The following is a 10,255-nucleotide window of genomic DNA, read 5'->3' as shown; positions in this document are numbered from 1 at the left end:
CAGGATAGCTTATCGGTAGCTAACCGTCCCTCCATCCACATGACCAAGCGTTGCACTTATTATCTGAATTCGCGATACGCCAATAAAGCCATTCAGCAAGCCATCAATGGCAAACAGCGCACGCCATAACACGGCAATCGCCACACTACTGCCCAGAATGGAAGGAATATAAAAAGCCGTGCGAAATAAACCGATACCACGTAATTTAAAGTTGAGAACAAACGCAATCCCCAACGCAAACGCCAGTTTTAATGGAATGGTTAACAGAACATAAGCAAAGGTTACCCACATTGAGCGCCAGAAGAGTTCATCTTCGGCAAACATATAACGATAATTCTCCACCCCATTAAATTGTGGCGGGTTCATCAGGTCATAATCGGTAAAACTGAGGAAAAACGATGATACAAACGGGAAAGCGGTAAACACCAGTAACCCAATAATATAGTGTGAGATGTAGGCTAACCCGGGCACTCTGTTCTCATTCATCATTCATACCCGTTAGGTGACATAAAATTGATATAATTGCAACAAAACGAAACGGTGTTTCATTATGGTATGTCCAGATATTTCTGGCGTCATCGCCTGTTTCGTGAATTTGTGATCGTGATCGAAACGTTGTTTTGTTTTTATTGGATTGATGTTTTACATATCACAAATAGAGTGATGACGGTATTAAGTGACGGGGATCGCAATTCTATTTCAGCGCGCGGCTGAGTTTAATCAGGTGTGCGGCAGAGGGATATAGATTTTTCGCTTACTGGCACGGATATGTGCCAGGAAACCGCTGTACGGGTATGGAATATTTTGCAGTGTCTAAGATTTATCCTAAAGGTCGGTTCTGCCATGCCGATAGTATCTGCAGACCCCCTCATATGCCAGGTTGATCATGAAACTTCACACTCTTGCTGTTTTAACGGCTGCATTTTTGCTTAGCGCCTGTGCAACAGGGCCAAAGCAGGACAATAACTTCGCCTTCGTAAACCAGGTGGCAACACAATGTACTGAGCAACTGCAGGTTGAAAATCAGTACGTCACCGGCAAAAGAACACTGGCGCCGATTGCGTATGTAAACCGTGAATTTAAAGATGTCGGCTCTTCGCGCGCGATCCCTTTCTTCTCAGCTAAAGCGCTGGATAAAGGTTCCCCGGGCAGCGCCTGGCGTAACTGCATGGCGCGCAACGATGTGAAAGCGGAATTTATTGGCTGATACTGACGTGACTTCTGCTTCTGCAGCAGAAGTCACGTCAACCGGTTATCAGGCAGGAAGATCGTTTTCTAAGCGCTGACGGCGACGCAGATTCGGGAAGAACTTCATCCACAACGCCACCACCACCAGCGTCCCTACTCCTCCCAGTACCGCAGCAGGCACCGCGCCCATCAGTGCCGCCAGCACCCCGGACTCAAATTCGCCCAGCTGATTGGACGTATTGATAAAGATACTGTTCACCGCATTGACCCGGCCACGCATATCGTCCGGCGTATCCAGCTGCACCAGTGCACCAGTGCACCACGGATCACCATACTGACCATATCGAAACCACCCAGCGCCGCCAGCGCCAGCAGTGACAGCCAGAGGTTGCTGGAGAGCGCAAACACCAGCGTGGCGACACCAAATCCGGCCACTGAACCAAACATAATCATGCCGACATGCTTTTCCAGCTTATTGCGGCTGAGCCAGATGCCCACCAGCAGCGCACCCACGGACGGCGCACCGCGCAGCAGACCCAGCCCCCACGGGCCAGTATGCAGGATATCTTTGGCGAAGATCGGCAGCAGCGCCGTCGCACCGCCGAGCAATACCGCGAACAGATCGAGCGAGATCACCCCAAGAACATCTTTGCGCGCACGGATAAAGCTGATACCGGCAAACAGGGTTTTGAGGGTGGCGGGTAAACGGGGCTGCAGCGGCCGCTCATAGCGGATCAGACTGACCAGAATAATCGACAGCAGATAAAACGCCGCGGTGACGCCATACACCACATCCGCGCCTGCCACATACAGAAAACCACCCAGCGTTGGACCAATAATCACCGCCGCCTGACCACCCACCGCATTCGCAGCGGTCGCCCGTGCCAGAATCGCAGGTGGCACCAGTGACGGCAGCATCTACTGCATCGCCGGCCACTCGATGGCTTTGGCGACGGAAATCAGCAATACCAGCCCCCAGATCGCGGTTTTATCGGACCAGTGGAAGACCGTCAGGACCACCAGCGCCAGTAACGCCCCCACTCCAGCAACTGCCCGCACAACACCAGGCGACGACGATCATATTGATCCGCCAGATGCCCGGCGGGCAGAGCCAGTAGCACCGAAGGAAGGAACTGCATCAGACCGATCATCCCCAGCGCCATCGCGCTGTTGGTCAGCTCATAGATTTGCCAGCTCACCGCCACTGAGAACATCTGAAAACCAAACGAAGAGCAGGTGCGCGCCAGCCAGAAAGCGACAAACGCGCGGTGCCGCAGCAGCGAATCGTCCGCTGCGGTTGAGAGTAACCCCATATTGCCATCCCTATAGATTATTTCGGCGTCATTGCGCCGTGCCGGTGTTAAACCGGTCGTGTTATGGTCGGCTTTCAGCCGTTACTGGAACCTTGCCGCTGACAGGTTGCGTGATTTTACCATTTCAGGCAACGGCAATGCGTGCGGCGCAGATATCGGACCAACAAACAGATGCACATCACAAAAAGTTGTGAAAAGATAAATGTGTTGCATAGAATTTCGTTACGTAACAGCAAGCAGGAAAGATTATGAAGCATATCATTGAAGGGTTCCTAAACTTCCAGAAAGACATCTACCCGGATCGTCAGGAACTGTTTCGCAGTCTCGCATCAAGTCAGAATCCTAAGGCGCTGTTTATCTCCTGTTCAGACAGCCGTCTGGTGCCGGAGCTGGTGACCCAACAGGAACCGGGTCAGCTGTTTGTTATCCGCAACGCGGGTAATATTGTGCCCCCTTTCGGTCCTGAACCTGGCGGTGTTTCCGCTACCATTGAGTACGCGGTGGTCGCGCTGGGCGTCAGTGATATCGTCATTTGTGGCCACTCTAACTGTGGCGCAATGAAAGCCATCGCGACCTGTCAGTGTCTCGACCCGATGCCCGCCGTTTCCCACTGGCTGCGCTATGCCGATGCCGCTAAAGCGGTGATGGAGAAAGGCGAGTACGACAATGAAGATCAGAAAGTGAATGCAATGGTGCAGGAAAACGTCATTGCGCAGCTGAACAATATCAAAACGCATCCGTCCGTCTCCGTGGCGCTGCGTAATGGCAAAATCCGCCTGCATGGCTGGGTGTATGATATTGAGAAAGGCGAAATTCGCGCTCTGCAGCACCACACCAATAAATTTGTGTTGCTGTCAGATAATCCGGAAGAATTTTTCGAGTAAGACCCCGAAATCAGGTGGTGTGCCCGCCCGGGCACATCCCTTTTATGCCCGACGCGGCACCCTGTCCTCCTGCCGCCGCATTGCCCCCGGAATATGCGCCAGCAACTGCCGGGTATAGTCGCTGGCTGGCGTATCGAAGATTGCCGCTACCTGCCCCTGCTCAACCACATGACCCTGTTGCATAATCACCACATAGTCAGAGATTTTTCGCACCACCGCCAGATCATGGGAAATAAACAGATAGCTCAGTCCTTTATCCCGCTGCAGACGCTCCAGCAATTGCAGGATCTGCGCCTGTACCGCCACATCGAGCGCTGAGACCGGCTCATCAAGGATCAGCAGTTCGGGTTCAATGGCTAGTGCCCGGGCAATCGCGACCCGCTGGCGCTGGCCGCCAGACAGTGCAGCAGGCCGCGCATGCAACAGTGACGCGGGCAGTTCAACCGCCTGCAGCAGTTCAATGGCGCGCTGACGCTGGCTGTGACGATTGCCGATGCGAAACGCGCGCAGCGGCTCACAGATAATCTCCGCCAGTGTCATTTTCGGATTCAGCGAGGCATAGGGGTTTTGATAGACCACCTGCACCCGGCGGCGAAATGCTGCCTGATGGAAACGTGCAGGATCGGTATAACGCTCGCCATCAAAATGCACTTCGCCGCTGTCAGCCCGTTCCAGCCCCAGCAGCATACGCACAGTGGTCGATTTGCCGGAACCTGATTCCCCGACCAGACTGGTGGTGCCGCCGCGCAGCACCGGGAAAGAGACCTCTTCTACCGCACGAAAGGTCCCGCCGCGCGCCAGGGTGAAACTTTTACTCAGCCTGTCCGCCTGCATCAGTGGCGCAAGCGCCGGACGCGGCTGGCGGTAAGGCACATCGAGAAACGCGGGTGAGGCCGCCAGCAGCTGGCGGGTATAAGGGTGTTGCGTGCGGTTCAGCAGACTGGCGGGCGTACCGCTCTCGACCAGCTGGCCGTCATGCATCACCAGAATCCGGTCAGCGCGTTCCAGCGCCATATTCAAATCATGGGTAATCAGCAGTAAGGCAATGCCTTTACTGTCGACCACATTTGCCAGCGCATCGAGTACCTGCTTCTGCACGCTGACATCCAGCGCACTGGTCGGCTCATCGGCAATAATCAGTCCGGGGTGATGACACATTGCCATCGCCAGCAGCACACGCTGACGCATGCCGCCGGAGAGCTGATGCGGGTAACTGGCAAGAATGCGCGCGCTGTCACGCAGCCCGACGTCGGCCAGCAGCGCGTCCAGCCTTCCTGCTGCCGCGCGTTTTGTCACGCCGTGCAGGGTCAGCGCTTCCTGCAGTTGTTTGCCGATAGTCTGAATCGGGTTAAACGCCTGTGCCGGGTCCTGCGGCACAAAACCAATCTCCAGACCCCGGATTTGCCGCCACTGACGCTGGCTGGCCTTTTCCAGTGGCTGGCCACGAAAACGAATACTGCCGCTGCGGGTGATCGCCTGCCTGCTCAGTAAACCGACCAGCGCCGATGCGGTGGTGGATTTGCCGGACCCCGAACCGCCGACAATCGCCACCACTTCACCGGGATTGATGGCAAAACTCAGCGCGTTCACTGCCTGCACCACGCCGCCTTCACGCCGTGGATAATCAATCGTCAGTTGTTCCACTGCCAGTAATGGTTCGTTCATCGTTCCTCCGCTGCGTCCTGAATAAACCCGGCGATGCGGTTAGTTGCCAGCACCGACAGCACAATAATCAGCCCCGGCAGCGTGGTGTACCACCAGGCTGCGGCAATATAGTTACGCCCTTCGGCAATCAGTAAACCCCACTCCGGCTGCGGCGGCGGTGCGCCAAAACCGAGAAAACTCAGTGCGGATACCGACAACAAGGCGAAGCCCATCTCCAGAGCCGCCAGCGACAATACCGGCGCCAGCGCGTGTGGCAGGATATGACGGCGAATAATACTCAGATGGCCAACGCCGCTGGCACGTGCAGCTTCAACGAACAGATGGGTACGGCTGCGCAGCACTTCACCACGCGACAGACGGGCAAAGGTGGCGACAGACGACAAACCAACCGCCACCGCAATGTGCAGCGTGCCAAAGCCGAGCACGGTGATGATCGCCATCGCCAGCAGCAGACTGGGAACCGCCATCAGAATATCGATGATGCGCATAAACAGACTGTCAACACGCCCACCGATATAACCTGCCAGCACGCCCGACAGCGTGCCGGTCAGTAATGCGATGGCAACAGAAAACAGTGTTGCCTGCAGCGTGAGTGCGGTGCCGAATACGGTACGGCTGTAAATATCACGCCCCAGATGATCAGTGCCAAACCAGTGGCTGGCCGAAGGGGGCTGCAGGGCATAGCGTGCATCGCCAGTCAGCGGGTCCTGGTGACTAAATACGGCGGGAAACAGCGCCCAGAGTATCACCAGCAACAGCAGTGCCGCACTCAGCCACAGGGTGACAGGAAACAATCGCCGCGGCGTCTGTTCCGGTAATACCAGGCTCATGATTTCTCTCCCGTGCTGATGCGTGGATCGAGCAGCGGATACAGCGCATCAGTAACAAAGTTGATCACCACAAAAATGGCGGCGGCAGTCAGCACCACACCCTGCACCACCGGAATATCCTGTGCAGAGACGGCGCCCTCCGCCAGACGCCCCACACCTTCGCGTGAGAAAATTGTTTCAGTGATGACTGAACCGGCCAGCAGATGGCCGAAGATCATCCCGCTCAGCGTCAGCAGCGGAATCGCCGCATTCGGCAACACATGGCGCCACAGCAGATACGCGTTACCCGCGCCCTTCAGGCGCAGCGCATCAATAAATGGCCGCCGCCAGACTTCCGCCAGCGAGCGGTTCATCACCTGTGCAATGGTGGCGGCCGTCGGGATGGCCAGCGCCAGCGCCGGCAGCACCAGCGATTTCCAGCCGTGATTGCCCATCGCCGGAAACCACGCATGGTTAAAGGAGAACAGCTGCAGTAGCAGCAAACCAAGCCAGAACATCGGCAGCGCCGCGCCCAGTGACGGTAACGCCAGCAGAGCCGACTTCACCCGCCCCGGCGGCAGCACACTGGCTCCGGCGGCCAGTCCGATGCCTGTCACCAGCGCAGTGATCAGCGCACACAGCGCCAGCAGCAGCGTCGCAGGCAGCGTCTGCGCCAGCAAAGAAGTGACATTGTCACCACTGACAATCGAACGCCCCAGATCAAGATGCAGCACATCCCATAACGCCAGCGCGTACTGCTGGTATACCGGTAAATCAAGGTGATAGCGCGCTTTCAGCGCCGCCACCTGTGCCGGGTCCACGGTGCTCTGCTCGCCCTGATTAAGCATAATGGTGACCGGGTCTGACGGCAGGATATACAGAATCAGAAACGTCAGGCTCCACGCGGCCCACAGCACCAGCACACCCTGCAGACCCCGGCGCCACAGCGCTGAAAAGCGCGGTGATACGCGGCGACCCGTCACAATCGTTGCATCTGCCATCAGAGGTTACTCCTTCGCCGCCAGCCAGGTGTCATACAGCTGAAAACGTGATGAAGCATCAAAATGGAAACCATGCACATGTGGCGCGGTTGCGATCACCGTCGCCAGCTCAACCAGCGGAATCGCGTTACCCTCGCTGATCAGCCGTTGTGCCGCCTGCGTGACATACTGCTGGCGCTGTGTGCTGTCGAGGGTTTCGCTGGACTGCACCAGCAGCGTATCAACGTGCGCAGGCTGCCGTTTATTCACATTACGGCCGCTGGCGTCGAACACAGTACGTAATACATCAGGGTCGGAACGCGTCAGATTATAGAAATCGACATCAATTTTGCCGCTCGCCTGACGCGCCACGACCTGACTGATCGGCGCTTTCTCCAGCTGCAGATCAATCCCAACCTGTTTCAGCTGCTGCTGCACCACTTCCAGAAACGGTGCGTTCTGCCAGTAACTGATACGGAAGCTAAGCCGTTCGCCATTTTTTCGGCGAATACCGTCGGCCTCGCGCTGCCAGCCATTCTCGTCCAGCAATTTCTCCGCGGCCTGCGGATCGTATTTCAGCTGCGCGCTGAGGTCCTGATACAGCGGCGTGGTTTGCGCCAGCACCGAGGTGGCTTCATGCTGATAACGCGACAGCACTGGCTTCAGCGCCGCCCGGTCGATCGCCAGATTCAGCGCCTGACGCACCACAGAATCCGCCATCAGAGGTGATGAATAATTCGGGAACAGGCTGTATACCAGACCTGGATTGGTGCGCGCATTCAGCGTGAGGTGCTTATCCAGCAGCAGCTGCTCATCCTGTGGCGTGACACCGACGTTGACGTCCAGCTGACCGGAAATAATGCTGCCAAAACGCACGCCACTTTCCGGGATCACACGATACTCCACGCCATCGAGGTAGCTTTCCCCCTGATGCGCCGCCAGTGACGAAGGCCACTGATAACCACTGCGGCGCGTCAGTTCCGCTTTCTGGTTATGAATAAACTGTTTCAGAACAAACGGGCCGCTGCCGGTCAGTTTGCCCTGGCAACGTTCTTCCGCACTGGCATTCACCGTATCAGCGGCGAAAAAACCCAGACTCATTGTTGAGGTGGCCTGCAGGAATTGCGCATTTGGCTGGGCGAACGTGATCACCACAGTATGAGCATCCGGCGTCTCCACCGACTGCAAACCTTTCAGATAGGTCGAGGCCAGTGAGGCTTTTGCCCCCAGCCTGACTATCGCGGCAAAGTTATCTTTCACCGACTGCGCGGTAAACGGTGTGCCATCACTAAACGTGACACCGTCACGCAGGGTGAAGGTAAAACGCTGGTTGTTCTCTTCCACCTGCCAGCGGGTTGCCAGCCACGGCACAATCTTTCCGCTTTGCGGGTCCTGGTCGGTCAGCGAATCGGTCAGCTGGCGGCCAATATTCAGTGAATTGTTATTTCCCGCCTGTTGCGGATCGAGACAGTTGGGATCGGTATCGATAGCGACCCGCAATATGCCGCCCTGTTGCGGCGTCTGCGGGGTGTTCGCGGAGGCCGCGGGTGTTTCCGCCGCCTGGTCACAGCCCGCCAGAGTCCCGGTCAGTAATAACGTCAGCAACGAACGGCGCCAGCGCGTCGTCCGGAAAAAAGAAATCTGCAACATAGCCTTTCCTGGTTTTTTGGCGCCGTACCCGCACAGTGGAGCACGGCGCTGTTTTATTTGGCAGTCAGCGCTTCGTTGCGCTGCACGGTTTTCTGCTGGGCATAACGATTGTTTTTGAAGGGAATATTCAGACGCTCGCGTAACGTGCTGGCGGCAGAGGGCTGCCAGTAGCCGCGTGCGGCCAGGATCGGCAGCACATGCTGTGTGATATCGTCGAGCGCTTCCACCAGTATCGGACCGCTGATAATAAAGCCGGTCGCACCCCCTTCTTCCACCCAGCGGATAAAGGTTTCCGCCACCTGTTCGGGTGTGCCGAAGAACTCCCCGCGTGGCAACGTGGCTTCAAATGCCACCTGGCGCAGCGTCTGATTTTTCTCTTTCGCCCGGCGTTTAATGGCATCGGTGGTGGAACGGAAAGTGTTTTGCCCTAACTCGCCCAGCCCGGGGAACGGGCCGTCCAGCGGATACTGGCTGAAATCATGATGATCAAAAAAGCGCCCGAGGTAGGCCAGTGCATCATCCACTGACAATAGCGACAGCAGATACTGGTATTTGGCTTCCGCCTCTTCCTCTGTTTTGCCGACAATCGGTGTGATGCCCGGGAACACACCGACATGTTGTTCGCGGCCACTTTCTGCCACTGCCGCCTGCAGTTTCGCGGCATAAGTTTTTGCCTCTTCCAGCGTGCGCGCATTGGTAAATACAGCATCGGCAGATTTACCCGCCAGGCTAATGCCGGTATCGGAAGCACCCGCCTGGAAAATCACCGGCTGTCCCTGTGGTGAGCGCTGGATATTCAGCGGCCCTTCCACTTCAAAGAACTGGCCTTTATGGTTCAGCTTATGCAGTTTTTTGGCATCGAAGAATACGCCGCTTTCCCGATCGCGCACAAAGGCGTCATCCTCCCATGAGTCCCACAGCCCCTGCACTACGCTGATATACTCTTCGGCAATCTGATAACGCAGCGAATGTTCCGGATGCGCTTTACCAAAGTTGCGTGATGAGCCTTCCAGCGGCGAGGTCACCACATTCCAGCCCGCGCGGCCATGGCTGATATTATCCAGCGAGGCCAGCTGACGCGCGACAGTAAACGGATCGCTGTACGACGTGGAAATGGTGCCCGCCAGACCAATTTTTTCCGTCACCGATGCCAGTGCCGACAACAGCGCAATCGGTTCAAAACGGTTGAGAAAATGCGGCAGCGATTTTTCGTTAATATGCAGGCCATCGGCGACAAACAGGAAATCAAAATTCGCCGCTTCTGCGCGCTGCGCTAATGCGGTGAAATAGCGAAAATTAACGCTGGCATCCGCAGGTGCTTTCGGATGTCGCCAGGAATTCATATGGCCACCTGCGCCATGTAACATCAGTCCGAGTTTAATATTATGTTTGCTCATCAGATCTCCTTAATCGCGGGTCCACCCGCCATGCAACAGAATGCGGCCGCAGGCGTGTATCCCGGTGGTGTTGGTTGGCCGGGGTATGCTGATAAGCAGAATCACATATAAAGAATCGCGGACTAAATATTAATATCGTCTTAGTATTTTCAGGCTTTTCATAACTTCACTACCAACGCTTAGCCTGTGCGCAGCGATGATTAAGATGAGATGGCAAACCGTTGCCAGGACGCTGTAGCTGCCATTAATGAGGCACAAAAAATGTCCCTTACTGCTCTGTTACGACGTAGCAAAAGCGCGAATTCAGATAATAAGTGCAACGCTCGGACATGATTGTGGAGAGTGTAGGAGGAAGGGTTAACTACCGAT

General features: G+C 56.0%; 7 protein-coding genes and 2 pseudogenes. 2 read left to right on the top strand and 7 right to left on the bottom strand.

Annotated features, from left to right (window positions below; genetic code table 11):
- Window positions 1-54: 54 nt before the first annotated feature.
- Window positions 55-486, bottom strand: a pseudogene (locus ACSZO1_RS20320) (carbohydrate ABC transporter permease); the annotation flags it as partial.
- A gap of 400 nt (window positions 487-886) precedes the next feature.
- Between ACSZO1_RS20320 and ACSZO1_RS20315 the strand changes: the two are divergent.
- Entirely contained in the window at window positions 887-1,207 is a 321-nt protein-coding gene (locus ACSZO1_RS20315; protein WP_437615899.1) for a hypothetical protein, read from the top strand.
- A gap of 48 nt (window positions 1,208-1,255) precedes the next feature.
- Here ACSZO1_RS20315 and ACSZO1_RS20310 read toward each other — a convergent pair.
- Window positions 1,256-2,501 (bottom strand): annotated as a pseudogene (locus ACSZO1_RS20310) (MFS transporter).
- Window positions 2,502-2,749: 248 nt separating this feature from the next.
- Here ACSZO1_RS20310 and ACSZO1_RS20305 point away from each other — a divergent pair.
- The gene (locus tag ACSZO1_RS20305; RefSeq protein ID WP_437615897.1) at window positions 2,750-3,385 is read left to right on the top strand and encodes a carbonic anhydrase; all 636 of its coding nucleotides are present in this window, start codon (window positions 2,750-2,752) and stop codon (window positions 3,383-3,385) included.
- Window positions 3,386-3,427: 42 nt separating this feature from the next.
- On the opposite strand, the gene ACSZO1_RS20300 is transcribed toward ACSZO1_RS20305, so the two are convergent.
- The 5 genes from ACSZO1_RS20300 to ACSZO1_RS20280 are packed head-to-tail and all read right to left on the bottom strand — an operon-like array spanning window position 3,428 to window position 9,886.
- Complete coding sequence (locus ACSZO1_RS20300; RefSeq protein WP_437615895.1) at window positions 3,428-5,050, bottom strand: dipeptide ABC transporter ATP-binding protein; 1,623 nt, start codon at window positions 5,048-5,050, stop codon at window positions 3,428-3,430.
- Window positions 5,047-5,880, bottom strand: a complete 834-nt coding sequence (locus ACSZO1_RS20295; protein WP_437615893.1) for an ABC transporter permease — start codon at window positions 5,878-5,880, stop codon at window positions 5,047-5,049. The genes ACSZO1_RS20300 and ACSZO1_RS20295 overlap by 4 nt, the downstream gene beginning before the upstream one ends.
- Window positions 5,877-6,860: an ABC transporter permease gene (locus ACSZO1_RS20290; RefSeq protein ID WP_437615891.1), complete on the bottom strand. Its 984-nt coding sequence runs from the start codon at window positions 6,858-6,860 to the stop codon at window positions 5,877-5,879. The genes ACSZO1_RS20295 and ACSZO1_RS20290 overlap by 4 nt, the downstream gene beginning before the upstream one ends.
- Window positions 6,861-6,866: 6 nt before the next feature.
- Entirely contained in the window at window positions 6,867-8,489 is a 1,623-nt protein-coding gene (locus tag ACSZO1_RS20285) for an ABC transporter substrate-binding protein (protein ID WP_437615889.1), read from the bottom strand.
- Window positions 8,490-8,542: 53 nt separating this feature from the next.
- Window positions 8,543-9,886 carry an LLM class flavin-dependent oxidoreductase gene (locus ACSZO1_RS20280; RefSeq protein ID WP_437615887.1) on the bottom strand — a complete coding sequence of 448 codons (1,344 nt, stop codon included), beginning with the start codon at window positions 9,884-9,886 and terminating at the stop codon, window positions 8,543-8,545.
- Between the last annotated feature and the right edge of the window lie 369 nt (window positions 9,887-10,255).

It is taken from the genome of Erwinia sp. V71, from assembly GCF_965644245.1.
Taxonomy (GTDB): Bacteria; Pseudomonadota; Gammaproteobacteria; order Enterobacterales; family Enterobacteriaceae; genus Erwinia.
Note: the sequence above shows the minus strand (reverse complement) of the source record. Positions and strands in the feature narration are given on the sequence as shown.

What these genes read in the sequence shown, in the direction of transcription:
- ACSZO1_RS20315 (WP_437615899.1), top strand. Translation starts at nt 887, where the DNA reads ATGAAACTTCACACTCTTGCTGTTTTAACGGCTGCATTTTTGCTTAGC.
- ACSZO1_RS20305 (WP_437615897.1), top strand. Translation starts at nt 2,750, where the DNA reads ATGAAGCATATCATTGAAGGGTTCCTAAACTTCCAGAAAGACATCTAC.
- ACSZO1_RS20300 (WP_437615895.1), bottom strand. Translation starts at nt 5,050, where the DNA reads ATGAACGAACCATTACTGGCAGTGGAACAACTGACGATTGATTATCCA.
- ACSZO1_RS20295 (WP_437615893.1), bottom strand. Translation starts at nt 5,880, where the DNA reads ATGAGCCTGGTATTACCGGAACAGACGCCGCGGCGATTGTTTCCTGTC.
- ACSZO1_RS20290 (WP_437615891.1), bottom strand. Translation starts at nt 6,860, where the DNA reads ATGGCAGATGCAACGATTGTGACGGGTCGCCGCGTATCACCGCGCTTT.
- ACSZO1_RS20285 (WP_437615889.1), bottom strand. Translation starts at nt 8,489, where the DNA reads ATGTTGCAGATTTCTTTTTTCCGGACGACGCGCTGGCGCCGTTCGTTG.
- ACSZO1_RS20280 (WP_437615887.1), bottom strand. Translation starts at nt 9,886, where the DNA reads ATGAGCAAACATAATATTAAACTCGGACTGATGTTACATGGCGCAGGT.